This is a genomic window from Vibrio sp. CB1-5 (genome assembly GCF_059412285.1).
In genome coordinates this window covers 67,594-91,620 of record NZ_JBJHPB010000011.1, presented here as the reverse complement: position 1 = coordinate 91,620, position 24,027 = coordinate 67,594, and the positions used below count along the sequence as shown (strand labels likewise).

Annotated in this window: 21 protein-coding genes; 11 read left to right on the top strand and 10 right to left on the bottom strand. The window is 46.4% G+C overall.

Annotated features, from left to right (window positions below):
* Positions 1-25 precede the first annotated feature (25 nt).
* The 5 genes from hisB to hisIE all read left to right on the top strand — a co-directional run bounded on the left by hisB (position 26) and on the right by hisIE (position 3,937).
* Positions 26-1,099 carry a bifunctional histidinol-phosphatase/imidazoleglycerol-phosphate dehydratase HisB gene (hisB, locus tag ACJB0T_RS10385; RefSeq protein ID WP_479290706.1) on the top strand — a complete coding sequence of 358 codons (1,074 nt, stop codon included), beginning with the start codon at positions 26-28 and terminating at the stop codon, positions 1,097-1,099.
* Positions 1,099-1,716 carry an imidazole glycerol phosphate synthase subunit HisH gene (gene hisH, locus ACJB0T_RS10380; protein WP_479290705.1) on the top strand — a complete coding sequence of 206 codons (618 nt, stop codon included), beginning with the start codon at positions 1,099-1,101 and terminating at the stop codon, positions 1,714-1,716. The genes hisB and hisH overlap by 1 nt, the downstream gene beginning before the upstream one ends.
* A gap of 105 nt (positions 1,717-1,821) precedes the next feature.
* Positions 1,822-2,559 carry a 1-(5-phosphoribosyl)-5-[(5-phosphoribosylamino)methylideneamino]imidazole-4-carboxamide isomerase gene (hisA, locus tag ACJB0T_RS10375; RefSeq protein WP_479290704.1) on the top strand — a complete coding sequence of 246 codons (738 nt, stop codon included), beginning with the start codon at positions 1,822-1,824 and terminating at the stop codon, positions 2,557-2,559.
* Positions 2,541-3,314, top strand: coding sequence for an imidazole glycerol phosphate synthase subunit HisF (hisF, locus tag ACJB0T_RS10370; protein WP_112460471.1), 774 nt, complete (start codon positions 2,541-2,543; stop codon positions 3,312-3,314). The genes hisA and hisF overlap by 19 nt, the downstream gene beginning before the upstream one ends.
* A complete protein-coding gene (gene hisIE / locus ACJB0T_RS10365; protein ID WP_353496589.1) occupies positions 3,311-3,937 on the top strand; it encodes a bifunctional phosphoribosyl-AMP cyclohydrolase/phosphoribosyl-ATP diphosphatase HisIE in 627 nt (208 codons plus the stop codon). Before hisF ends, hisIE begins: the two co-directional genes overlap by 4 nt.
* Positions 3,938-4,002: 65 nt before the next feature.
* Here the strand turns inward: hisIE and ACJB0T_RS10360 are convergent, their stop codons facing one another.
* The gene (locus ACJB0T_RS10360; protein WP_479290703.1) at positions 4,003-4,620 is read right to left on the bottom strand and encodes an outer membrane protein; all 618 of its coding nucleotides are present in this window, start codon (positions 4,618-4,620) and stop codon (positions 4,003-4,005) included.
* Between the two features lie 155 nt (positions 4,621-4,775).
* Between ACJB0T_RS10360 and cydH the strand changes: the two genes are divergently transcribed.
* The 4 genes from cydH to ACJB0T_RS10340 all read left to right on the top strand — a co-directional run bounded on the left by cydH (position 4,776) and on the right by ACJB0T_RS10340 (position 8,599).
* Positions 4,776-4,868, top strand: coding sequence for a cytochrome bd-I oxidase subunit CydH (cydH, locus tag ACJB0T_RS10355; protein ID WP_112460475.1), 93 nt, complete (start codon positions 4,776-4,778; stop codon positions 4,866-4,868).
* Between the two features lie 8 nt (positions 4,869-4,876).
* A complete protein-coding gene (locus ACJB0T_RS10350) occupies positions 4,877-6,064 on the top strand; it encodes a patatin-like phospholipase family protein (RefSeq protein WP_479290702.1) in 1,188 nt (395 codons plus the stop codon).
* Between the two features lie 260 nt (positions 6,065-6,324).
* Positions 6,325-7,542, top strand: a complete 1,218-nt coding sequence (mlc, locus tag ACJB0T_RS10345) for a sugar metabolism global transcriptional regulator Mlc (RefSeq protein WP_479290701.1) — start codon at positions 6,325-6,327, stop codon at positions 7,540-7,542.
* Between the two features lie 118 nt (positions 7,543-7,660).
* Positions 7,661-8,599 carry a chemotaxis protein CheV gene (locus tag ACJB0T_RS10340; protein WP_479290700.1) on the top strand — a complete coding sequence of 313 codons (939 nt, stop codon included), beginning with the start codon at positions 7,661-7,663 and terminating at the stop codon, positions 8,597-8,599.
* A gap of 302 nt (positions 8,600-8,901) precedes the next feature.
* On the opposite strand, the gene ACJB0T_RS10335 is transcribed toward ACJB0T_RS10340, so the two are convergent.
* Genes ACJB0T_RS10335 through imuA form a run of 3 tightly spaced genes read right to left on the bottom strand, consistent with a single transcriptional unit; the run spans position 8,902 to position 14,156 of the window.
* Positions 8,902-11,979 carry an error-prone DNA polymerase gene (locus ACJB0T_RS10335; protein WP_479290699.1) on the bottom strand — a complete coding sequence of 1,026 codons (3,078 nt, stop codon included), beginning with the start codon at positions 11,977-11,979 and terminating at the stop codon, positions 8,902-8,904.
* 32 nt (positions 11,980-12,011) lie between these two features.
* The gene (locus ACJB0T_RS10330) at positions 12,012-13,454 is read right to left on the bottom strand and encodes a Y-family DNA polymerase (RefSeq protein WP_479292284.1); all 1,443 of its coding nucleotides are present in this window, start codon (positions 13,452-13,454) and stop codon (positions 12,012-12,014) included.
* A gap of 6 nt (positions 13,455-13,460) precedes the next feature.
* Positions 13,461-14,156, bottom strand: a complete 696-nt coding sequence (imuA, locus tag ACJB0T_RS10325) for a translesion DNA synthesis-associated protein ImuA (protein WP_479290698.1) — start codon at positions 14,154-14,156, stop codon at positions 13,461-13,463.
* A gap of 236 nt (positions 14,157-14,392) precedes the next feature.
* Here imuA and ACJB0T_RS10320 point away from each other — a divergent pair, with 236 nt between their 5' ends.
* Complete coding sequence (locus ACJB0T_RS10320) at positions 14,393-15,553, top strand: patatin-like phospholipase family protein (protein ID WP_479290697.1); 1,161 nt, start codon at positions 14,393-14,395, stop codon at positions 15,551-15,553.
* Positions 15,554-15,664: 111 nt separating this feature from the next.
* On the opposite strand, the gene ACJB0T_RS10315 is transcribed toward ACJB0T_RS10320, so the two are convergent.
* A complete protein-coding gene (locus tag ACJB0T_RS10315) occupies positions 15,665-16,408 on the bottom strand; it encodes a YciK family oxidoreductase (protein ID WP_479290696.1) in 744 nt (247 codons plus the stop codon).
* An 85-nt stretch (positions 16,409-16,493) separates the two neighbouring features.
* Between ACJB0T_RS10315 and sohB the strand changes: the two genes are divergently transcribed.
* Positions 16,494-17,555 (top strand): protease SohB, encoded by a 1,062-nt coding sequence (gene sohB, locus ACJB0T_RS10310; protein ID WP_479290695.1) that lies wholly within the window; start codon positions 16,494-16,496, stop codon positions 17,553-17,555.
* Between the two features lie 134 nt (positions 17,556-17,689).
* On the opposite strand, the gene ACJB0T_RS10305 is transcribed toward sohB, so the two are convergent.
* The 5 genes from ACJB0T_RS10305 to ACJB0T_RS10285 form a co-directional block, all read right to left on the bottom strand.
* A complete protein-coding gene (locus ACJB0T_RS10305) occupies positions 17,690-18,091 on the bottom strand; it encodes a hypothetical protein (RefSeq protein ID WP_479290694.1) in 402 nt (133 codons plus the stop codon).
* A gap of 153 nt (positions 18,092-18,244) precedes the next feature.
* Complete coding sequence (locus tag ACJB0T_RS10300) at positions 18,245-19,777, bottom strand: SpoVR family protein (protein WP_479290693.1); 1,533 nt, start codon at positions 19,775-19,777, stop codon at positions 18,245-18,247.
* Between the two features lie 11 nt (positions 19,778-19,788).
* Entirely contained in the window at positions 19,789-21,060 is a 1,272-nt protein-coding gene (locus ACJB0T_RS10295) for a YeaH/YhbH family protein (protein WP_479290692.1), read from the bottom strand.
* 77 nt (positions 21,061-21,137) lie between these two features.
* On the bottom strand, positions 21,138-23,072 hold the full coding sequence (locus ACJB0T_RS10290) for a PrkA family serine protein kinase (protein ID WP_042501888.1): 1,935 nt from the start codon (positions 23,070-23,072) through the stop codon (positions 21,138-21,140).
* A 285-nt stretch (positions 23,073-23,357) separates the two neighbouring features.
* Positions 23,358-23,858, bottom strand: a complete 501-nt coding sequence (locus ACJB0T_RS10285) for a YfbU family protein (protein ID WP_479290691.1) — start codon at positions 23,856-23,858, stop codon at positions 23,358-23,360.
* Positions 23,859-24,027 lie beyond the last annotated feature (169 nt).

Here is a 24,027-nt window from a genome sequence, read left to right as displayed (position 1 = left end):
GTGCAATAGAAAAAGGATTTATAGAGTGAGCAACCAACAGAAAATTTTATTTATTGACCGCGATGGCACGTTAATTGTCGAGCCGCCAGTGGACTTTCAAGTTGACCGTCTAGACAAGTTGAAGCTTGAGCCATTCGTCATCCCAAGCCTACTAGCACTGCAAGATGCAGGCTATCGTTTAGTGATGGTGACCAACCAAGATGGTCTGGGTACTGATAGCTACCCACAAGCTGACTTCGATGCTCCGCATAATATGATGATGGAGATCTTTGAGTCTCAAGGCGTTAAGTTTGATGACGTGCTGATTTGCCCGCACTTCGACGAAGACAACTGCTCGTGCCGCAAGCCTAAGCTAGGGCTTGTTAAAGAGTATCTACAAAGCGGCAAGGTAGACTTCAAAACCTCAGCAGTGATTGGCGATCGTCAGACTGACCTTCAACTTGCGGAGAACATGGCGATTCGCGGTATCCAGTACAACCCTGAAACCATGGGTTGGAAGCAGATCCTACAAGATCTCACCGTGAAAGCTCGCACGGCTGAAGTGGTACGCACCACGAAAGAAACCGACATCAAAGTGTTTGTTAACCTCGATGAAGCAGGCGGCAACGAAATTTCAACGGGTATGGGTTTCTTCGACCACATGCTGGATCAAATCGCTACGCACGGCGGCTTCCAGATGAAGTGTCTTGTGAAAGGTGATTTGCACATTGATGATCACCACACCATTGAAGATACGGCATTGGCATTAGGCCAAGCATTAAAAGAGGCGCTTGGTGATAAACGTGGTATTGGCCGTTTTGGTTTCAGTCTGCCAATGGATGAGTGTCTAGCGCAGTGTGGTTTGGACCTGTCTGGTCGCCCTTATCTTAAGTTTGATGCGCAGTTCTCTCGCGAGCAAGTGGGTGACCTGTCGACAGAAATGGTCGTGCACTTCTTCCGTTCACTGACAGATACGCTAGCGTGTACGCTGCACCTATCTTCTTCTGGTGACAATGATCATCACATTATTGAGAGTCTTTTTAAGGCGTTCGGCCGCACACTTCGACAAGCGATTAAAGTGGAAGGCAATGAGCTACCAAGCAGTAAAGGAGTCTTGTAATGACCACCCAAAATGTTGTCATTATCGATACTGGCTGCGCTAACGTTTCTTCGGTTAAGTTTGCGATTGAGCGTCTTGGTTACCAAGTCGTTATCTCTAAAGAGCCCCAAGTGGTTTTAGCTGCAGATAAACTGTTTTTGCCAGGCGTTGGCACGGCTAGTGAAGCAATGAAAAACCTCGAAGAGCGTAACCTCATCGAGCTAGTAAAACAGGTTGAAAAGCCCGTGCTTGGGATCTGTCTTGGCATGCAGCTGCTTGGTAAGCTTTCTCAAGAGAAAGGCCAAAAGGCTGATGAGCTTGTTGAGTGCCTAGGTCTATGTGAAGGTGAAGTAAGACGTTTAGAAACGGGTGATTTGCCACTACCGCACATGGGCTGGAATACCGTGAAAGCCGCCCCTGGCAATCCACTTTTTGCTGGCATTGAAGAGGGCGAGTATTTCTATTTTGTACACAGCTTTGGTATGCCAGTGGGCGACTACACCATCGCGGAGTGTGATTACGGGAACCCGTTTAGCGCAGCGATTCAAAGCGGTAACTACTATGGCGTGCAGTTCCACCCAGAGCGCTCTTCGAAAGCGGGTTCAAGGCTGATTCAGAACTTTTTAGAGCTGGTATAACCGCTGCCTTTGCCACTTTGCTAAGCAAACTAAAAGCAAAAGCTTGGCACTAAATAGAACAGACATATGACGCCTCACAAGGCAGTGAGGCTAAAGGATTGAAACGTGATTATTCCTGCATTAGACCTTATTGAAGGACAAGTAGTGCGTCTTTACCAAGGCGACTATGGCCAAGTGACCGAGTACAAAGTTGATCCTATTGAGCAGTTCAACTTGTATCACCAAGCCGGTGCGAACTGGCTACACCTTGTTGATCTGACAGGGGCTAAAGATACGACGGCTCGCCAGCTCGATCTTATTGCGAAATTGCTCGCGGGTACGCCAGCTAACATTCAAATTGGCGGCGGCGTTCGCAGTGAGCAAGATGTTGTTGACCTGCTAGAAGCGGGTGCACAGCGTGTTGTGGTTGGTTCTACGGCCGTTAAACAGCCTGAACTAGTCAAAGGCTGGATGGAAAAATACGGCGCTGAGCGTATTGTGCTCGCGCTGGATATTAATATTGATGAGAACGGCACTCGAAAAGTGGCGATTTCTGGCTGGCAAGAAGACTCAGGCGTCACTATTGAAGCACTGATTGATGACTATCTAATAGTGGGGCTCAAGCACGTATTGTGCACGGATATTTCTCGTGATGGCACGCTAGCAGGCAGCAATGTTGAGTTATACGTTGACCTATGTAAGCAATACCCACAGGTTCAATTCCAGTCATCAGGCGGCATTGGCAGCCTAGCGGATATTGAAGCGCTGAAAGGTACTGGCGTATCGGGTGTGATTGTCGGCCGGGCATTATTGGACGGTAAGTTCACCGCAGAGGAGGCATTCCAATGCTGGCTAAGCGAATAATTCCTTGTTTGGATGTCCGTGACGGGCAAGTGGTTAAAGGCGTCCAGTTTCGCAACCACGAGATCATTGGTGACATCGTACCGTTAGCTGCTCGCTACGCGGAAGAGGGAGCGGATGAGCTGGTCTTTTATGACATCACCGCATCTAGTGATGGCCGTGTTGTTGATAAAAGCTGGGTCGCGCGTGTTGCAGAAGTGATTGATATCCCTTTCTGTGTTGCTGGTGGTATTAAATCAGCAGAAGACGCAGCGCGCATTCTTGAGTTTGGCGCAGACAAAGTGTCCATCAACTCACCTGCGCTTGCCAACCCAGAGCTTATTACTGATCTGGCGGATAAGTTTGGCGTGCAGTGTATCGTTGTGGGTATTGACTCTTACTTTGACAAAGAGACGGGTAAATATCAGGTTTACCAGTTTACCGGCGATGAAGCGCGCACTAAGGCAACCAAATGGGAAACTCGTGATTGGGTTCAGGAAGTACAAAAGCGCGGTGCGGGTGAAATCGTATTGAATATGATGAACCAAGATGGCGTTCGCAACGGCTACGATATTGAACAGCTCAATATGGTACGCGAAGTGTGTAACGTGCCGCTTATCGCATCAGGTGGTGCGGGTGCTATGGAGCATTTTGCAGAAGCCTACAAGAAAACTAACGTTGATGGTGCACTTGCGGCATCGGTATTCCACAAGCAGATCATCAATATTGGTGAGCTAAAGCAGTATTTGAAACAACAAGGTGTGGAGATCAGATTATGAGCCAAACAGCCGCAGATTTAACACAGCGTATCGACTGGGAAAAAGTAGACGGTATGGTTCCAGCGATCGTCCAAGACTTTCAATCTAGCCAAGTATTGATGATGGGTTACATGAACCCTGCCGCGCTTGAAAAAACGTTAGATACCGAACAAGTCACTTTCTTTTCACGTACCAAATCTCGCCTTTGGACTAAGGGTGAAACGTCAGGAAATGTCCTTCAGTTAAAGAACATTTCTTTGGATTGTGATAATGACACTTTGCTAGTCAAGGTCGATCCAATCGGTCCTACGTGCCACACCGGTACAACAACGTGTTTTGATGGCGATCCTCAAGAGGAGTCGCAAATGGTGTGGCTTCATCAGCTTGAGCAACTTCTTGCCGCTCGAAAAGATGCGGATCCGGAATCTTCTTATACCGCGAGCCTGTATGCCCGCGGCACCAAGCGTATATCGCAAAAAGTGGGCGAAGAAGGCGTTGAGGTCGCGCTTGCGGCAACGTCGGGTGACAAGGATGAACTAGTGTGTGAATCTGCCGATCTTATTTATCACTTGATGGTGCTGTTGCAAGACCAAGGTTTATCGATGAATGATGTAGTGAACAAGCTTAAAGAGCGTCATAAGTAACGACTTATCTAATAAAGCCCGCTTGGTTAAGCTCATCAAGCGGGCTTTATTTTTATTAAGATTTGTCAAAATTTGACACTTAAACCGAGATTCGTTTGCACCTGATTCATCCAATTCGTATTAAAAGCAATGAAGCAGCTCTGATCTTCAGTAGGAAGATTACAGATGGAAACGGAATCGTTACTTACAACGGTACCTTGCCAGCGGAGCTGTCCGTTGATTGCAAGATTCTTGGTTAGGTAATATTCAACCCCGCCAAAAATGCTGGCGGCAAAGCCGGTGTGAGATTTCGTCCACTGGCCTGACGTATGAGAGGCGCCTAATCCTGCACCGATATAAGTCTGAGTACTTTCTCCGATTTGATACTCGGCACTGCTCTGAAACTGAAGGTATTGGATTGTGGTATCAAGGTTTAGGTTATCGAGAGAGGAGTCTTGTCTTGAATAAAAAGCACCCATTCTTCCATTTCGAAACGGGAATTCGATAGCCAATGCCAAATTTGCGGATGGAGAAATATCATAGTTGGTACCGTCTGCGGTCTCAGCTCCGCCACCCAAAGAGTAACCAATGAATGGGGTCACTATGACGGTTGCATTGCAGTGAAAGCTAATAAAAACCGCAGTGGTGATGGTAATCACACGAGTCAGTGTTTTAGTGACTCCAGTGGTAGGGTATGAACGCATTTCTTGCTCCTAAACAGAATATCTGTTTTTCAAATCACATTTCTTCTACTAGTTTTAATCATAGTGTGACTCTAACGCCATAATTTTTGGATGGTTATTTTAAGATTGTAAATGCGTGTCACAATGGTAAGTGAAATGTTACAAAAGGAGGGGTTATGGAGTACGATCTAAAGTTAGCACTCACAATCACAACTATTGCGTTTAGTACGATTATCGCTTTTGGTGCTATCGCTATCTTGTCAGTTTAGACAACGATATGGCGAACGTAGGCTTAGTAACCAATACCCGCACCGTTATCGACTATCAACAATTTGGTAAATATGTAGACGGGAAAACGGCGTTAGTGGCACAAGGTGGAGGTCAACGTGGCATCTTCACCTCAGGTGTGCTCGACGCCTTTTTGTTATCTAATTTCGACCCTTTTGATGAGTTTTACGGCACATCAGCAGGGGCGCTAAACATCTGTGCATTCCTTTCCCGTCAGGCCGAACTTGGCAAGTCATTCATCCTCGACTTAACAACCGCCCCTGAGTTTTTTCATTTATTCCGTTTTATGCGTCGTAAGCAATATCTCAACCTGAAATGGGCACTGGATAAGATTTGTGATTATCCCTACAAGCTAGATATCGATATGGGGCGACGAGTAGTAGGTCATCGGCGCGCTTTTGCAGCGACCACCGACGTGAATACGTTAAAAGATCACTATCTGCCTATGCTTCAAGAGGATTGGTATCAAGTTTTGATGGCCACCAGCGCCATTCCTACTTTGTTTGAAGGCACTGTCGCTCACCAAGGAAATGAGTTTATTGATGGGGGAGTCTCGGCTTCCATCCCTGTTCAGCAAGCATGGCGACAAGAATGCCGCAGTATCATTGTTATTCGAACCGAACAATATGTCACCGAAGAACCTAAGCTGGTGGAGGACGAACCTGTCGCGACAGAATCGCCCACTTGGCTAAGAGACTCGTTAAACAACTTGCAACTGCAATGGCAAGATAAAGTCGATCAATGGTCAAATGACTGGGGATCTTTTTTTGAAAGTCGTAAGGCAAAAGCCGATACATTTAAGCAAGCCGAGCACCTAAAGCTTATCAATGGTGGCCGTTGGTTGTTTGGCGCTGGAGATATCTACCGCCTCAGTCACTTATTTGGTGAACATTTTGATTCTGGACTTGCGGACATGTTAATGGTGCACTACCAGACGTATTCGCTGACCAGCGAGTTTTTAAAGACCCCGCCGGATGACTGTTTCATTTGGCAAATAGCACCCGATCAGCCATTAAAGACCTCGTCGTTACTTAGTGATGTCGATGATATTTTACACGACTATCAAGTCGGTTTAGAGGCCGGTTTCCGTTTTGTAGAAAGCTATAATTTTGCAAAGCAACACAAAGCACTCACCAGTAGCAATAATGATCTTTGGCAACCTCACCAAGCTAGCTAACCCCTTTGGGTATTGACAAATCCATAAGTTATTAATTGGTGCTAAATAAGTGCAATGTAACGTAACAAGCCATTAAAAATGATTGGTTAATAATTGAACAGTCATGCCGCAAACTGTGACAGACCCTACGAGCGTAACTTGATACGTGCCCCAAAGTTCCATCGATATGCGTGATATTTGTCACGGCAATCTTATAAACTGCTTCACAATTACTTCGCAAAGTAAAAAAATTAACAGGTTGTTGTTTTTTGGAGTTCAAAATGTACATGGCTCAACCCGGGCACATTGATCATATCAAGCAGATCAATGCTGGTCGTGTGTATAAACTGATAGACCAATTTGGGCCTATTTCGCGTATCGACCTATCTAAATTAAGTGCTTTAGCACCTGCCAGTATCACAAAAATTACGCGAGAACTCATTCAAGCACATCTTATCCACGAAACGGCGGTTCAAGAAGCCACCAGTAGAGGACGGCCTGCGGTTGGTCTACAGACCAACAACCAAGGTTGGCAATTTCTTTCTATGCGTTTAGGTCGTGGTTACCTATCTATTGCACTGCATGAGCTTGGTGGCGATGTTCTTATTGATACCAAAATTGAAATTCATGAGGTGGATCAAGAAGATGTGCTTGCACGTTTGTTGTTTGAGATTGAAGACTTTTTCGAAAGCTACAGCGAGCAGCTCGATCGTGTCACCAGTATCGCGCTTACGCTTCCGGGGCTAGTGAACTCTGACAAGGGCATCGTTCTGCAGATGCCGCATTACAACGTTAAGAACCTCAACGTGGCCGAAGAGATATTCAAAGTAACTGGATTGCCAGTCTTTGTGGCAAATGACACCCGAGCTTGGGCGCTGGCTGAGAACTTATTTGGTCACTCTCAGGACTGTGATAACTCAGTATTGATTTCGATTCACCATGGTCTCGGAGCAGGCATTGTATTAGACGGCCGAGTACTTCAAGGGCGTCATGGTAATATTGGTGAGCTTGGTCATATCCAGATCAACCGCCAAGGTAAAGATTGTCATTGTGGCAATACAGGATGCCTTGAGACGGTTGCGAGCTCTCAAGCGATCCGCGACGAAGTCACTCAGCGGTTGGCAAAAGGCGAAGCATCGATACTATCCGAATGCGAAGAAATATCGGTAGAAGCGATTTGTGAAGCCGCAGTAAAAGGTGATGCGCTTGCTATCAATGTCGTTGAAAAGTTAGGTGACCATCTCGGCAGTGCAATTGCGATAGTGATTAACCTGTTCAACCCTGAGAAAGTCCTAATTGGTGGTGTCATCAACCAAGCTAAAGATATCCTTTACCCCGCAATTGAACGCTGCATTGCCAAACAAAGCTTGCCGGTTTATACCGAAGACTTGCAACTGGTTGAGTCACGCTTCTACAAGCAAGCAACGATGCCCGGTGCCGCTTTGGTGAAGCAAGCACTGTATGATGGCTTGCTATTAATGAAAGTCATTGAAGGATAACGCTTTTCACACTCTTTGCTAGCGGTCATCTTTTTTCTTGTTTAGACAGTAAACTTCTTGTGCTTCCTGCCGATAACATGAGATAAGAAATCGTTATAGTTTTTGCCAAGGAAGCCTCATGTCGAGTGTATTGAGTTCTGTTGACCAGCGTACCCAGTTAGTGGGTGAGAATAGACTTGAGCTGTTGATGTTCACGCTGAACAGTCGTCAAACTTTTGCTATTAATGTTTTTAAAGTTAAGGAGGTGCTTAAACTGCCTCCTTTGACTCAGCTTCCGGGCTCGCACCCAAGTATCCGTGGTGTCGCCTCTCTTCGTGGTGAATCATTGCCGGTCATTGATCTGCGCCGTGCGATTGGTTTTCCTACTTTGCAGGAAGAAGCCGTACAAAACCTTATTATCACCGAATACAACCGTACTGTTCAGGGTTTCCTCGTTGGTGAAGTGAAGAATATCGTTAATACCGCCTGGACTGAGATCCAACCGCCACCGCGCACTGTAGGACGCTCAAATTACCTTACCGCTATCACTAAAGTTGAAGAAGCGGATGGTGTGAGCTTGGTCGAAATCATTGATGTTGAAAAAGTATTGGCTGAGATCATCGACTACGACATTGCCATTTCAGAAGAAACTTTAGATCGTGCTTTATTGCCTCACCTAGCAGGTAAGAAAATCTTGATAGTTGATGATTCATCAACAGCTCGTCATCAAGTGAAAGCGACGCTTGCTCAGCTTGGTGTGGAAATCATCGAGTGTTTTGATGGCTTGATGGCACTGAACCTGCTCAAGCAGTGGTGTGATGAGGGCATTGATGTCTGCAGCGAGCTTCTAATGATGATCACCGATGCTGAAATGCCTGAGATGGATGGCTACAAACTGACTCATGAGGTACGCACCGATCCGCGTATGAAAGATCTGTTTATCACCCTTAATACGTCACTCAGCGGTAGCTTCAATGATGCGATGGTGGAGAAAGTTGGATGTAACAGATTTATTTCTAAGTTCCAGCCTGACTTGCTGGTGGATGTCGTTCAGCAGCGTATTCGTCAAGATCTTTAAAATTTTGCACCGCAAAATAAATCACGATATACGGTAAAAGTTGTTCTATAATTAAGCTGTATTTATTGGTGTGAACTCGTAGATACGCGCAATACAATTTACTACCAGCTAAAGGTTGTTCCATCAGAATGATATGGTTAACTTCGAAGGTCTTAATGACTTTGAGTTTACTCATCTACAGGGAATGGAAGAAAAGACGTACGGAAGCGGCAGTAAAAGTGGATGTTTAATCCATGCGATTTAAAAAAAGCGGGAACGTTGGTTCCCGCTTTTGTTTTTTACTTTCAGTAAAAAGCGCTGGATCAGTGAAACTCACGAGACTGTACTTTCAGCTCACTTAACTGCTCTGTCATGTCAATAAGCCGGCCCGCAATAACATGTGTTACCTCGCCCTCACGTTCTAATATGCCTTTCACCTTGAGGATCTTTGAGGTGAGATAGGCTTGCTTTTGTGCTCTAGCAGTGGCTTGCCATACTACGACGTTAATGTTCCCAGTGTCGTCTTCTAATGTGAAGAAGGTGACTCCAGCTGCCGTTCCCGGAGACTGCTTACCAGTGACCATACCCACTACTGTGACCAGAGATTGATGTTCTTTGTTTATTAACTCTGTCATTCGGGTGAAACGGCCTAGTTTGCCCGCTTCGCCGAGCAAGGTGATAGGGTGTTTGCTCAGTGATACATTCATCGATGAAAAATCTTCAAGCATATCTTCAATGGCTGAAGGCTTGTAAGGTAACGGATCTGCTGATGGCGATGGAGCACCGTTCTGGAATAGGGGTAAGTCATCTAAGCTGTCCATCATGGCCCAGCGTGTGGCGTAGCGATCCCCCGAAATACATTGGAGAGCATTGGCTGAGGCCAGAATTTCCAATTCACGTCGATTGAGCCCGAGTTGTTTGATTTGCGTTGGGGTTCGAAAGCCCTCTGGTGGCCTATGCTGTAGAAGCTTTTGAATACTCTGCTCACTTAATCCATTGACCTGCCTAAACCCCAGATGAAGTGTTAACCCTTTGGCACTCTGTCGCAGATAGTGATGATACGTCGAGCGATTGACACAGACAGGCGCGATATCGACTCGATGTCGTTTAGCGTCTTGAATCAATTGTGAAGCGCTATAGAAGCCCATAGGAAGGCTATTCAGTAGTGAGGTGTAAAAGGCTTCAGGATAGTAATACTTCAGCCAAGCACTGCAATAGGCCAGCACTGCAAATGACGCTGAGTGACTTTCTGGAAAGCCATATTCACCAAAGCCACAGATCTGATCAAACAACCGCTCGGCAAAGTCAATTTGATAGCCGTTTTGCTGCATGCCATCGATCAACTTATGACGAAACTTGGCCAAGTTGCCGTTCTTCTTCCAAGCTGCCATTGCGCGGCGCAGCTTATCGGCCTCACCACCAGTAAACCCTGCTGCCACCATCGCCAGTTTGATGACTTGCTCTTGGAAGATTGGTACACCTAATGTGCGTGAGAGTACGGCTTTGACCTCCTCTGAGGGATAAGAGACGGGCTCTTCACCGTTGCGACGTTTAAGAAATGGATGCACCATATCGCCCTGTATAGGTCCAGGTCTGACGATGGCAATTTGAATCACGAGATCGTAATAGGTTGCTGGCTTTAGGCGTGGCAACATGCTCATTTGCGCGCGAGATTCAATCTGAAACACGCCAACAGTATCGGCACGTTGAAGCATGCCGTAGACATTGGGGTCATCTTGAAGCCGCGTAATAGCGGCGATGCTCAGCTTGCGGCCATAATGCTTCTCAACCAATTGGAAGCATTTACGAATAGCGGTGAGCATGCCTAAGGCGAGCACATCGACTTTAAGAAGCCCTAAGCTTTCTAGGTCATCTTTATCCCACTGAATGACGGTGCGCTCAGCCATCGCGGCGTTCTCTACCGGCACGAGTTCGTATAAAGGTCCGGATGCAATCACAAAGCCACCGACATGTTGAGATAAGTGTCTAGGGAAGCCTGTGATGTCGTTGACGAGCTCAATAAATTGCTGTCCTTTGAGAGAGTCTGGTTTTAGGCCAAGCTCGACCAATTGCGCCTGCCACCCTTGTGAGCGGTCGCGGCGGTTGATGTTTTTAATAAAGTAATCAAGCTGGGTTTCGCTAACGCCTAGCGCTTTGCCCACATCGCGTACCGCACTTTTAAATCGGTAAGAGATCACTGCCGCTGCAAGCGCTGCCCGCTCACGGCCATATTTTTGATAGATGTATTGAATCACTTCTTCGCGACGTTCGTGCTCAAAGTCGACATCAATATCAGGCGGCTCATTGCGCTCTTTACTGATAAAGCGCTCAAAAAGTACCGAGATCTGTCTTGGGTCGACGGAGGTAATTTCGAGGCAATAGCAGACCACTGAGTTAGCCGCAGAGCCACGACCTTGATAAAGGATCCCTTTTCGCTTCGCAAACATGACGATGTCATGAATGGTCAAAAAATAGAAAGGGTACTTAAGATCCTCAATAAGAAATAACTCTTTTTCGATTGTTTGCTCAACCTCCGCAGGCACCCCTTCAGGAAAGCGTAGTCGTTTACCGTGTTCGACCAACTCCCTTAAATAGCTCATAGGTGTCTTACCATTGGGGATCAGCTCGCTAGGGTACTCATATTGGAGCTCTTTTAACTTGAACGTACATAGGCTGGCAATGTAGATACTTTCCTCTAGCCACTCTTCACGATACAGCTTCGTCAGCTTGGCCTTAGGACGTAAGCTGCGCTCAGTATTTGCCAGTAAGTGACCACACACTTTATCGATAGACGTGTTGAGTTTAATAGCGGTTAAGGTGTGCTGCAGTGGCAAGCGTGTCGCGGTGTGCATCAATACACCACCACAAGCAGTAATAGGGCGCTGCAGTTCTACAGCCAGTGATTCACAATGAGCAAGGTATTTATGCTCATGAGAATTAAGGTGACGCTGCACACCAATCCAAAGCCTATGGGCGTGATATTGCTCAAGCCAACGTCCCCATCTGAGATCGCGTTCATCGCCACAAGGCAGCCAAATGACTAGACAGTGACGCAGCGACATCACGTCCCATTCCGAGAGTTGATACTCGCCTTTCTCACAGCGACGCCTCGCGTTAGTAATGATGCGGCACAGCTCCGCGTAAGCTTCGCGGCTTGGACATAACAATAGAAATTGACACTCACTGTTGAGCCAAAACATGCTGCCAACAATCTGCTTAACCGATAAGTCATGCTGCTTAATGGCAGTGTGAGCGCGTACCACTCCAGCAACTGAGCATTCATCGGTTATCGCGATGGCGCTGTATTGTAAAAAATCGGCCTGCAGCACCAGCTCCTCCGCATGGGAGGCGCCGGTAAGGAAGGAAAAATTGCTCTGACAAAAAAGCTCAGCGTACTTCATGGTTAACGGTCTACTGATCAACGAATTAAGGGTTAACTAAATTGTCCGTGGGTGAACCACTGTTTGTCTTCGGTGCGAAACACCCAAAGCCATTGGCCGTGTTCGCTGCGTGCTACATAGTAATCACGCTTTACCGGGTTACCATCCCACCAGCCGCTGACAATACGCTCGGGCCCAACAACAACACTGACTTTTTGCTCCAGTGGCATTGGTGAGCTAAACAGCAGGCTTGGACGCAGCTTAATAGGTAAGTGAGCATTTACCTTGGGTGATTCTGTCGCGGCAGGGGGGCTCGGTTGGGTGGCGTATTCCGGTCTTGGATCGTCGGTGAGCGTTAATGAGGTGACACTGTGTTGCCCAAGCTTGGCTTGCAGTGTGGAGATAAGCTCTAGCGCCGTTTGACGACCTTTTACCCCGCTAAACAGATCGTGTTCATGCACTTGCACTTCATCGGCACGGACTATGCTCAGAGTTAACCCACTCACCGCACCGTCCAATTGAATGCTTTCCAAAGTGAGGGCTGATAAGGCTTGCCATTTCTCTGCCAGATAATCCCCTTGGGCCGAGTGGAAGCTCACCGATTTATCACCGTGATCACGTTGATGCAGCGTCAATGACAGTTCAAATGCGACCTTATCCCTTAGCTTAAGAAACACTTCTAATTGTCGGAACAAGCGCGTTAAGGGCTTCTGTAGCCAGTCGATGTTCTCGATATCAAACAGTAGCTCTAAGTACTGGCGGAAATGTTCTGGTGGATGATAGAAATCAACCGGGTGTTTAAATTGCCCAGTAAGCCTGCCGGTATAATTGACTAAGTCGATATCAAAGCGCTTAGCAATGTCAGGGAGCGGTAGCCCAAGTAGATCTTGAATCGTTTGGATCCCTACGCGCTGCAATTTTTCGACTTGCTTGGTTGGCAGCTCGGAGCAGGTCAGTGGATAGCGTGCGAGCGCCTGATTAAGTTTGTCGCGATTGGGTTCAATCCAGTTGCGGCCTTGTTTTGCCATGAGCATCGCCGCATAAGGTGAAACGCCGGTTGAGTAGTACGTCTGTACCTCTAAATGCGCTAAGTGCGCCTGTAAAGCGTTCCAATAGTTTCCGATACCGTCGTAAAGCGACAGCATATTGGTGACTTTAAGCAGCAGGCCATTAGGAGGACACAGACAGATATCCGAGGTGATCATATAGAGCCACTGCGCAATGTCTTGCAGGCGACGCGTTTCAACATCGCTGTCATAAGGGTGCACTTGTAGATCTTGGCAAAGCGCAGCGGCGCTGCCAAGCCCCATGCCTAATGTAACGCCTTGCTCCAATGCGTACATATTGGCTTGTACAACGGTATGTCGACGACCATCAACAATAGCAATGGCGAGCGCTTCTTGTTGCTTATCCGTCGCGTTAGGTTGCGCCTGCTTAAATGATGCGAACAAAGTATCGAGCTGCAAGGTTGGAAAATGTAGGTATAACCACAACAACATCGACTATCCTTCCTGGCGCATTGGAAACGCAACCACGGTTGAAGGGCGAGTTTGGTGAGTGCGAGTAAGCTCTGGCCATCGGTCGTGCATATTAATCACGAACTGGTCGCGTACAAATCCGCCTTTACGTTTAGTAATGGAGACCGATAACCCCATATCGTGAGGTGCCAGAGTCAAACTGAGTGAGACAGGCAAAGAAAAGACCAGTGAATCACCTTGGCTGAGTTCAGGCTTAAACAGAAACTGTAGGCAGTGACCAATGTCACTCGCTACTTGAAGGCGCTTCGCCTGATGGATTTCAATTCCGCTATGCCATAGACAGACGCCGCAACATGCGCCACTTTTTAAGCATTGCTCTGCAGCCCAAAGTGCGTGTTGAGGAGAGTCTGGATAGATCAAAAGTACTTGCGACGGAGCGATGCCCTGAGCATAGAGATACTCGGCACACAAATATCCCGGTGGATTAATCAGTACGAACAGTCGTTGTGCCGCGTGTTTTTGTACGTAGGGCATCAATAATCTAAGCTCGCCAATACCTTGTTGTGATTGGATATCAATAACGCCAGAAGTCGGAAAACCCCCACCAAGGCGTTGGTCGAGCTCGGGAAAACCGGTCGCTTGATACTCGCCGGGAGAGTCGACTCGATTTCCTTTCCAAATCAGTTGCTTGCTTTGTAAATCACTAATCAATTCATGCATAATAAGACACCTGTATATACATACAGTATATAAGAAATCATCGCCGCCGCAAGACTTGATAATGACGTAATGAGGCTGTTTGATTACAGAGCGAGCAGAAACAAAAGGTTAGTGGCAACAATCTTGAAACACTGCGGCATCAGAGCTAACAAAAAAACAGTGTAAACAGTAGAGCAAATATTTTAATCTCAACCTATGGCTATCGTTTATGGCTGAATGTAGCGGAGAAACAAGACGTGGAGAAAGCTAGCGTGTTCAATCAACAACAAAAAAAATACTCGCTGATCGTGCAAGGTGGAGGGCAAAAAGGCGCATTTGCTTCTGGCGTGCTAGATAAGTTTATTGATGCCGATTTCGACCCATTCTCGCTCTACATTGGTACATCAGCAGGGGCGTTGAATGTCTCTTCGTTTGTTGCGAAACAGCGAGGAATAGGGCTGGATTTTATACTCAACTACACCACCCGTGAGCGCTTTTTCGATATGAACAAGTTCTTGCAAAAGCAGCAGCCGATGGATTTGGATTGGGCGTTTGATTTCGTCAATAGCGGTGAGTTTCCGCTCGATCTAGAAAGAGGAAAGCAAAACCTTGGTGATGAGCGTGTTGCACTTGCTTGTATTACTGATGTGGAAGAGCTCAAAGATTACTACTATCCCATTTTTGCGGACAATTGGTTTGATGTGCTGCGAGCAACCTGTGCGATCCCAATGCTTTATTATCATGATATTGAATTTGATGGTAAAAAGTGGGTAGATGGCGGCGTATCGGCGACGATTCCAGTAGAAGAGTCCTATCGTCGTGGCATCAATAACATGGTCGTGATCAGCACCATTCCAGAGCCAAAACAGCCCGTCACATCCATGTCACCAGTGCGCGAATCAGTGGAAAAGTGGAAGAAAGAACTGGAAGCAGGTCTAGAGACGCACATTCGCCACCTTAAAGTGTCTGGCACTAAGGAGAAGCTGACTGAGTTCCAAAAGCAGTTTCAGGAAAAGGTCGCCAATATGAAGGCCGATTATCAGCGTCTAACCGATTCTCGCCTTGCGTCTTACCGAGAGCAATATCAGTTGATGGCAGGAGAGAAACTGAACCTAAAGCAGTGGATCCAAGATAACGAAAAGTTGGCTAAGTTGATCGATATTCAGAACAAACGTACTCCGTTTAGCCGCAGTAGCACAAGCCACCTTGATATGTTGGTTTCACATTACGCTAACCATGCTGAAGTTGAGCAGTTTCTATTATCGCCGCCAGAAGATGTCAATCTTTGGCACATTCAACCGAAACACGAACTCTCTTCGAAGGGCTTGTTGAGCCAAAAAGACCAAATATTGGAAGACTACGAACACGGCAGTGCTGTCGCTGCCGATTTTCTCGCACAGCATCATTTCACTCGTTAGCAACGCTGGTGGAGAAACAGTTGCACGGTAATGGGGGCGAACATATAAAAAGCGGCACACCCAATGAGGTATACCGCTTTTTCAGTTTATATTGGTCTGGGTTATTAAGAGTTAGCGCTTAGGCTGCGCGTCAATACACTGACCGTTGACATCCGTTACGCTTGGATCCATAAGGTGCAGATAAAGCGGCATGATATCCAGTGGCGTTTTTAGTGTGTTGGCATCTTCACCAGGGTAGGCTTTTTCACGCATACGAGTACGTGTCGCGCCAGGGTTAATCGCATTGACACGAACTGCGGTATCGCTTAGCTCATCAGCCAGAATTTGCATCATGCCTTCTACCGCGAACTTGGAGATTGCATAGGTTCCCCAGAACGCACGGCCTGAGTGACCAACGGTTGAAGAGGTAAAGACGATGCGAGCAGCGTCTGCTTTCTTCATGATTGGCAGCAAAGCTTGCGTCATCAAAAACTCCGCTTTGACGTTGATTTGCATCACGTCATCAAACGTCTCTTCATCGATTTGGTCGAATGGGCTTAGCGTGCCAAGTACGCCAGCATTGTGCAAAACGCCATCGAGTTGACCAAATTGACTTTCAATCGTTTCTGCCATATCGACATAGTTTTGTTTGGTTGCGCCTTTTAAATCGAGCGGGATGATAGCCGGTTGAGGATAACCACGCTTCTCGATCTCATCGTAAACCAACTCTAGGTTGTTAACATTACGGCCTAGCAAAATTACCGTGGCGCCATGTTCTGCATAGCTTAATGCGGCCTGGCGACCAATACCGGCACCCGCGCCGGTAACCAAAATCACTTTGCCTTGCAAAGCGTTAGGAGCGGTTGAATATTCCACGTGACACTTCCTTGGGTATAATTCTTGTTGGTAATCGTGACAAGTTAGTTACAATACACTAATTCGTCGTACAGGGGATAAGACATTGGAATTTTTATTAGACTACGGATTATTTTTAGCCAAGATCGTGACAGTGGTCGTCGCGATTGTGGCGTTAATCATTGTTGCCAAATCAGTGGGTGGACGTTCAGGCGGCGCGAAGGGCGAGCTTGAGGTCACTAACCTTACTGAGCAGCGCAAACACACCGTTGAGCATCTAGAGCATCACCTTCACGATGACGCGTTCCTTAAAGCACGCAACAAAGCGGAAAAGAAAGCGCAAAAAGAGAAAGACAAGCAGCGTGAGAAAGAGGTGAAGAAAGCGGCTAAAGATGGTGCGCTTGAAAGCCAACGCGAACCGCACCTGTTTGTACTGGACTTTGTTGGCAGCATTGATGCCAAAGAAGTAGCCTCGCTACGTGAAGAAGTGAGTGCTATTTTGGCGGTCGCGAAAGAAGGTGATGAAGTACTGGTACGCCTTGAGTCTGGTGGCGGCATGGTTCATGCCTACGGTTTAGCATCTTCTCAGCTCGATCGCATCAAAGCGGCGAACCTGCCACTGACTATTGCGGTAGATAAAGTGGCGGCGAGTGGCGGCTATATGATGGCTTGCATCGCCGATAAAATTGTCTCAGCACCGTTTGCGGTTGTTGGTTCGATTGGTGTGATTGCTCAACTGCCAAACTTTAATAAGCTTTTGAAAAAGAATGATATTGAATTTGAGCAGCTAACCGCAGGTGAGTACAAACGTACACTAACCATGTTTGGTGAAAACACCGATAAGGCGCGCGATAAGTTTAAGCAAGAGCTGGAAGAGACTCACGGTCTGTTTAAAGATTTCATTCGTGAGCACAGACCTGAACTCGATCTTGATAAAGTAGCGACAGGCGAACATTGGTTCGGGACTCAAGCTAAAGAGCTTGGCTTGGTTGATGAGATCAAAGCCTCTGATGATATCGTTATCGAAGCGTGCAAAGACAAAACGGTATTGGCGATTTCTTATGTTCAAAAGAAAAAGCTGACCGATAAGCTGTCTGGCGTCGCGGGTGATGCGGCTGATAACGTACTGATGAAGCTTATCAACCGAGGCCAACGTCCGATTGTTTAATCAAGGTGAATGCTTAACCAAGGTGAATGCTTAACCAAGGTTATCTTGGCTGCTCAATGAAAGCGAGAATGAAAAACAGCGACGATGACGTCGCTGTTTTTGTTTGTTTTCTAAAGCTATTCAGTTTAGCGCGGTTATCGCGTGTAATTGGCTTCTAAGCTGATAAACCAGCGAGCAATCTGTCCGGTACCTTTATCTGCCCAAACATCGTTATGAAACTGATAAACACGACCACGCAGTGATACCTGAACGGTTTGATAGCCAGTGACTGTGACTTTAGCAAATTGATCTGACGTGACTAAGAATGGCGCTTTCTCATCTAAAGGGTGCTCTCCGGCGACAATGAAGTAGGCGAACTTGCTGTTGGCATCAGGATCGGTGGATAACACACGGTATGCCTGGACCGTAAACTCATCATTGAGTGTTACGATATTGGTTTGAGGACCAAGACGCTCATGGTTGGGAATGAAAACCCAGGCGAGTAGGGCGATAAGAGCAGCGAGTAGCGCTGTCACAGATAATAATATTTTCTTCATACTAATCGTAAATGAGTGAACCTAGTTGTTACCTTCGCCTTTATATCACGTATACTGAAGGTCAGGCCGAAAAAATTAAGCGGATTACTGCAAAGCAGTAATCCGCTTAGGCTCAGGTCACGTCCTAAGGGGAATAAGGGGTTACCTGATTCGTTAAATACTGGCGTTATATGGCTCCCGTTTAGGGCATGTCCCCAGTATTTCTCGTCGGCCTGACTCTTTCACTTCTTCCAAAATCACGTCAAAGCCCCACAAACGGTATAAATGTTTCAACACCTCTTCGTGCCCCTTATCAAGAGGAATGCGGTTGTGTGGAACGTGCTGTAGAGTGAGAGAACGGTCGCCTCGAACATCAACGTTGTAAACTTGGATGTTCGGCTCTAAGTTACTTAAGTTGTATTGTGCAGCGAGTTTTTCTCGGATTTGTCGATAACCCATTTCGTCATGAATCGCGGACACTTCAACGAAGTTTTTACGGTCATCATCGAGTATCGAGAAGAACTTGAACTCTCGCATCAAGCGAGGTGACAAGTACTGGCTAATAAAACTCTCGTCTTTGAAGTTGTGCATGGCAAAGTGCACCGCCTCTAACCAGTCGCTTCCCGCGAGCTCAGGGAACCACTCTTTGTCTTCGTCAGTGGGATCTTCACAAATACGTTTAATGTCCTGAAACATGGCAAAGCCAAGCGCATAAGGGTTGATACCGCTAAAGTATGGACTGTTGTACGCAGGTTGCGCGACAACGCTTGTGTGGCTATGCAGAAACTCTAGGATGAACTTATCCGACACCAAACCTTCATCGTAGAGATGATTCAAAATGGTGTAATGCCAGAATGTCGCCCAGCCTTCGTTCATCACCTGGGTTTGTTTTTGCGGATAGAAGTATTGGCTTACCTTACGCACAATGCGTACGATTTCTCGTTGCCAAGGCTCCAGCAGCGGTGCATTTTTCTCAATGAAATAGAGAATGTTCTCTTGTGGCTCTGAAGGGAAGCGTACCTTCTGCGTTTCCTCTTTGGTGCGATTTTTAGGTACGGTTTTCCAAAGCTCATTGACCTGTGATTGCAAGTAAGATTCGCGCTCTTCTTGACGGGCTTTCTCTTCTGCAATCGATATTTTCTCAGGTCGTTTGTACCTATCTACCCCGTAGTTCATCAGAGCGTGACAAGAATCGAGAGTTTGCTCTACCTCTTCAACACCATACTTTTGCTCACAATCTGCAATGTACTTTTTGGCAAACAGCAAGTAGTCGATGATCGAGCTGGCATCTGTCCAGGTTTGGAACAAGTAATTGCCTTTAAAGAATGAGTTATGGCCATAACATGCATGCGCCATGACGAGCGCTTGCATGGTGACCGAGTTCTCTTCCATTAGGTAGGCAATACATGGGTCGGAGTTAATCACGATTTCGTACGCCAACCCCATTTGTCCGTGTTTGTAGCCTTGTTCGGTTTGAATAAACTTCTTACCAAACGACCAATGGTTGTAGTTGATCGGCATGCCTATGCTCGAATAGGCATCCATCATCTGCTCCGAGGTGATAACCTCGATTTGGTTTGGGTAAGTGTCTAATCTATAGTGCTTCGCAACACGCTTTATCTCAACGTGATAGCGTTCAAGCATATCAAAGGTCCAATCGGGGCCATCTGGCAGCACCTTAGAATTTGTCTTAGTCTCTGTGGTCATAGCACGTCTCCCTATGCTGTCTCTTTTTGAAACAACTCCCTAAACACAGGGAATATGTCGTCTACCGAACGAATATTCTTCATCGCAAAGTTGTCAAAGTCATTTTCGAGTTTCTCGTACTCATGCCATAACGTTTGATGAGTTCGACGAGTGATCTCGATGTATGAGTAATACTGACAAGCTGGCAGCAATTTGTTGACCAGTAAGTCACGACAACGCGGTGAGTCGTCGGCCCAGTTATCGCCATCGGATGCCTGCGCAGCATAGATATTCCACTCTCCGGTTGGGTAGCGGTCTTCTACGATCTCTTTCATGAGTTTCAATGCACTAGATACGATGGTGCCACCGGTTTCTTGAGAATAGAAAAACTCATGCTCGTCGACTTCTTTGGCCTGAGTATGGTGGCGAATAAATACTACTTCGACGTTTTCATAGGTTCGTGTTAAGAACAAGTACAACAAGACATAGAAGCGTTTAGCAATGTCTTTTGTGGCTTGATCCATAGAGCCAGAGACATCCATCAAGCAGAACATAACCGCTTGGCTGGAAGGGACTGGACGTTTTTCGTAGTTTTTAAATCGAAGGTCGAAGGTGTCTATAAACGGCACGCTGTCGATTTTCTTGCGAAGCGACGCGATCTCTTCTTTGAGTCGCTTCTCTTCCAAAGGTTGAGCAGGCTCGCTGATTTTAATCTCATCAAGCTGCTTATTAAGCTCATCGAGCATCTTACGTTTGCCGGCAGTCATCGCGGTGCGACGTGCAAGCGACTGCTGAAGTGAGCGCACAATAGCAATATTAGAGGGCATACCCGCCGTTTGGTAACCAGCACGATGAGTTTTCCACTCTTTGATTTTGTTGATTTGGTTTTTCTTTAAATTAGGTAGAGCGAGATCTTCGAATAAGATGTCGAGATATTCGTCTTTCGAGATCTGGAATACAAATTCGTCTTCACCTTCCCCATCAGGACTGGCCTCGCCTTGACCTGCACCGCCGCCTTGACCGCCTTTAGGTGGACGTTCAATTTTATCACCGGTAATAAACTGGTCGTTACCTGGATGGACGCGCTCTTTTACGCCCCCTTGCCCTTGATGAAAGATAGGCTCGCTGAGGTCTTTGCTTGGAATAGAAACGTCTTCACCCGTTTCCGTGTTCGTGATCGAGCGGCGATTGACTGCATCGGTCACGGACTCTTTGATTTTCTGCTTATGTCTGCGCAGAAAACGCTGTCTGTTAACGGCACTTTTGTTCTTGCCGTTTAAGCGTCTATCAATAAATTGTGCCATGAGTAACTCCCTGTCTTCCCCTCACCATACAGCACCCGAGCGCTCGCTCGGGGCTGCAACTAATCAGTCAGGTAGGTCTATGAGGATTTACGAACTCTCAAGTACCACTCAGACAGCAATCTGACTTGTTTCTCGGTGTAGCCTTTTTCCATCATGCGATTAACGAAATCATCATGCTTGCGCTGGTCTTCTGAAGACGTTTTCGCGTTGAATGAAATAACAGGCAGTAGCTCCTCGGTGTTCGAGAACATTTTCTTCTCGATAACGGTGCGTAGCTTCTCATAGCTAGTCCAAACCGGATTCGAGCCATTGTTATTCGCACGAGCACGCAATACGAAGTTCACAATCTCATTACGGAAGTCTTTCGGGTTACTGATCCCAGCTGTTTTCTCGATCTTCTCTAGTTCTTCGTTAAGAGAAGCACGATCAAATAGCTGGCCTGTTTCTGGGTCACGATACTCTTGGTCTTGGATCCAGAAGTCAGCGTAGGTGACGTAACGGTCAAAGATGTTTTGGCCGTATTCTGAGTAAGACTCTAAGTACGCGGTCTGGATTTCTTTACCAATGAACTCTACATAGCGAGGAACTAGATAGCCTTTTAAGAACTCAAGGTACTTCTCACCGACTTCTTGTGGGAACTGCTCGCGCTCGATCTGTTGTTCAATGACGTAAAACAGATGAACCGGGTTTGCGGCAACTTCGGTTTGATCAAAGTTGAATACGCGAGACAAGATCTTAAATGCGAAACGGGTAGAAAGACCGGACATACCTTCATCAACACCGGCATAGTCGCGGTACTCTTGGTAGCTCTTCGCCTTTGGATCGGTATCTTTGAGCGTTTCACCATCATAGACGCGCATTTTCGAGAACAGTGATGAATTTTCTGGCTCTTTCAAGCGAGAAAGCACACTGAACTGGCCAAGTAACTCAAGAGTACTTGGTGAACATGGCGCTTTTGATAGCTCACTGTTTTCAAGAAGTTTTTGGTAGATCTTAACTTCTTCAGACACGCGCAAGCAGTAAGGCACTTTAACGATGTAGACACGGTCTAAGAATGCCTCGTTGTTTTTATTGTTGCGGAAGGTTTGCCACTCAGATTCATTTGAGTGGGCAAGGATCATACCATCGAAAGGTAGCGCTGATAGACCTTCAGTACCGTTGTAGTTGCCTTCCTGAGTCGCCGTTAACAGCGGGTGTAGCACTTTGATTGGTGCTTTGAACATCTCAACGAATTCCATCAAGCCTTGGTTGGCACGACAAAGTGCACCTGAATAGCTGTAGGCATCTGGATCGTCTTGAGAGTAATGCTCTAATTGGCGAATATCGACTTTACCAACCAATGCTGAGATGTCTTGGTTGTTTTCATCACCCGGCTCAGTTTTGGCGATAGCAACTTGATCTAGGATAGATGGTCGTACTTTGACGACTTTGAATTTAGTGATGTCACCACCGAACTCGTGTAGACGTTTCGCTGCCCACGGCGACATGATAGAACGCAAATAGCGCTTTTCGATGCCATATTCACTTTTCAGTAGGTCACCATCTTCATTGACGTCGAAGAGACAGAATGGGTGGTCACTGACTGGACTGCGTTCGCCGTTTGCAGAAAGCACATAAATTGGCATTTTCTGCATTAACGCTTTAAGTTTCTCGGCAAGTGATGATTTACCACCACCTACAGGGCCGAGTAAGTATAGAATTTGTTTGCGTTCTTCAAGACCTTGCGCAGCGTGTTTTAGATACGACACAATTTGCTCAATGGCGTCTTCCATGCCATAAAAGTCTTCAAAGGTTTTGTAACGAGAGATAATACGATTTGAGAAGATACGACTTAAGCGTGGATCTTGTGCCGTGTCGATGACTTCAGGCTCGCCGATAGCGAGTAGAAGACGTTCGGCAGCGTTGGCATAAGCACTTTTATCGTCTTTACACAGAGCTAAGAATTCCTGAATTGATAACTCTTCATCTTTTGCGGCTTCATAACGCGTTTGATAATGATCGAAAATACTCATAGCTGATTCCCCTTAACCTGCAAAGCTGACTGTCAACACATGTACAATGCGACTCCATGTCAATTTAAAGACTAGTAGGGTTTTCAGATTAATGCTTAACAATTATGCATTTATTTACAAAATCCCTTTGTGATCGCAGGAAAAATCACCTTAGTCTCACTAATAGTACGTAAGTCCTAACTATGGGAGATGACCGTGTGATTAGAAAAAAAATCTCAAAAAAATACCCGCTCATAATGGCGGGTATTCTTCATAAAATACGACTTAAGTTGCTTCAAAAACGTCTTAAGCGTTAAAAATCTGACGGAACTCCGCACTTGATAAGTGGTATTGGCGTGGGCAGTTTCTCCACGTAACCAACATGCGACGATATTTGTCCAGCATAGGTACATGACTGTTAAAGTGGTGGTCACCCTTGTCGAATTGTGGGTACAGACCTTCAGAGTCCACTAAGAAGCGAGCATAGTTTACGAGCTGTGCTTCTGTAGCGATATCGAAGCCCAAGAACTGCAGACGACGCTGATCGACGTCTTTACGGTCTTCTTCAGACAGCATTTTGTTTGATTCTTGCATCGCATGGTACATTTCCATGATGTCGATAACTTCGCGACACTCATCTTCTACAAGGCAGCCGAACTCTTTGTTCATCTCGCGCATTTGCAGCTCGTAGCCACGTTCGACGATGGTTTGAAGACGTTGGTACTTCGCCGCATTCTCCGGCGTTAGTTTCGCCATCAAGTAGTATTGGTTAGATAGGATTAGACGTTGAGCGTTTGTCATTTCCATGTTGAGAGCCTCACTAAATACTTTCTAATAAGTTTATGTATGAATACGAATTATCGACAGATTAACAGTATATGTATGACTTATAACATGATCTCAACACATATTTATGACAAAAAACGCGCCTTCTAGCGCGTTTTTTCCGTGTCAAAGATTTGAAGGTAAACGCATG

Coding starts and splice junctions, on each gene's coding strand:
- mlc (WP_479290701.1), top strand. CDS start 6,325: ATGTACATGGCTCAACCCGGGCACATTGATCATATCAAGCAGATCAAT.
- ACJB0T_RS10295 (WP_479290692.1), bottom strand. CDS start 21,060: ATGGCACAATTTATTGATAGACGCTTAAACGGCAAGAACAAAAGTGCC.
- ACJB0T_RS10305 (WP_479290694.1), bottom strand. CDS start 18,091: ATGAAGAAAATATTATTATCTGTGACAGCGCTACTCGCTGCTCTTATC.
- ACJB0T_RS10300 (WP_479290693.1), bottom strand. CDS start 19,777: ATGACCACAGAGACTAAGACAAATTCTAAGGTGCTGCCAGATGGCCCC.
- ACJB0T_RS10335 (WP_479290699.1), bottom strand. CDS start 11,979: ATGAAGTACGCTGAGCTTTTTTGTCAGAGCAATTTTTCCTTCCTTACC.
- cydH (WP_112460475.1), top strand. CDS start 4,776: ATGGAGTACGATCTAAAGTTAGCACTCACAATCACAACTATTGCGTTT.
- ACJB0T_RS10360 (WP_479290703.1), bottom strand. CDS start 4,620: ATGCGTTCATACCCTACCACTGGAGTCACTAAAACACTGACTCGTGTG.
- imuA (WP_479290698.1), bottom strand. CDS start 14,156: ATGCATGAATTGATTAGTGATTTACAAAGCAAGCAACTGATTTGGAAA.
- ACJB0T_RS10285 (WP_479290691.1), bottom strand. CDS start 23,858: ATGGAAATGACAAACGCTCAACGTCTAATCCTATCTAACCAATACTAC.
- ACJB0T_RS10350 (WP_479290702.1), top strand. CDS start 4,877: ATGGCGAACGTAGGCTTAGTAACCAATACCCGCACCGTTATCGACTAT.
- ACJB0T_RS10340 (WP_479290700.1), top strand. CDS start 7,661: ATGTCGAGTGTATTGAGTTCTGTTGACCAGCGTACCCAGTTAGTGGGT.
- ACJB0T_RS10290 (WP_042501888.1), bottom strand. CDS start 23,072: ATGAGTATTTTCGATCATTATCAAACGCGTTATGAAGCCGCAAAAGAT.
- hisIE (WP_353496589.1), top strand. CDS start 3,311: ATGAGCCAAACAGCCGCAGATTTAACACAGCGTATCGACTGGGAAAAA.
- hisF (WP_112460471.1), top strand. CDS start 2,541: ATGCTGGCTAAGCGAATAATTCCTTGTTTGGATGTCCGTGACGGGCAA.
- hisH (WP_479290705.1), top strand. CDS start 1,099: ATGACCACCCAAAATGTTGTCATTATCGATACTGGCTGCGCTAACGTT.